This is a genomic window from Thalassotalea sp. G20_0 (assembly GCF_017744175.1).
Classification (GTDB): Bacteria; Pseudomonadota; Gammaproteobacteria; order Pseudomonadales; family Endozoicomonadaceae; genus Endozoicomonas.
This window is the reverse complement of record NZ_JAGHQV010000427.1, coordinates 1-617: the sequence shown is the minus strand read 5'-3', so window position 1 is coordinate 617 and position 617 is coordinate 1. Positions and strand designations below refer to the sequence as shown.

At 50.6% G+C, this 617-nt stretch carries 2 protein-coding genes; one reads left to right on the top strand and one right to left on the bottom strand.

Translation table 11 applies throughout. The features are described 5' to 3' along the window. On the bottom strand, window positions 1–449 hold a 449-nt coding region (locus J7438_RS26870; RefSeq protein WP_209279076.1), incomplete at its 3' end, for a hypothetical protein. Between J7438_RS26870 and J7438_RS26865 the strand changes: the two genes are divergently transcribed. After that, on the top strand, window positions 427–617 hold a 191-nt coding region (locus J7438_RS26865; RefSeq protein ID WP_209279075.1), incomplete at its 3' end, for a hypothetical protein. The genes J7438_RS26870 and J7438_RS26865 overlap by 23 nt on opposite strands.

The window sequence follows — 617 nt, the reverse complement described above, 5'->3', positions numbered from 1 at the left end:
GAACCAGAAGTGACTGTCTGAGCGGTGGTGTCGTGGATTGTTGTTGCCGCCTGACTTGATTGCCTGGCCTGTGCAGCGGTTGAAATAATTGTTGAGGTTGGAGACGCCGTTGTGCTGTCAGAGATGCCAGGGTCACCTTCTGTTGCGGCTGTTGTGGCAGTTGCAGATGATAATGCTGCTTGCCCGGTTGTCGATTGAAGTATTGCTGTTTTATCAATTGTCGCCTGAGTTGTAACAGCTGTTGGTGATTTTGTTGATGGAGTTGTTTCTGTGGCCGTTGAAGTTTCTGTCAGCGGTGAAGCTGTAGTTGTGCTGCCCGAAATGCCAGAAGTCATTGTTTGACTGGTGATATCAGACGTTGATCGTGCTTTTTCCTGAGTAGTTGCCTGAGTAATTGATTGTCGCGTTGTTGTCTGTTCGGCTGTCGTGCCTGTTGATGCAGACGTCATTGATGAAGAAGCGGCTGAGCTATCTCTGGAACCAGGAATAACTGTCTGCTTGGCCGTGCCGGGGGGTGCTGATTGTTTTGATTGTCTGGCCTGTGCAGCGGTTGATCCGTCTGTTGAGGTTGGTGAGGCCGTTGTGCTGTCAGATATACCGGAGTTGCCTTCTGCCGT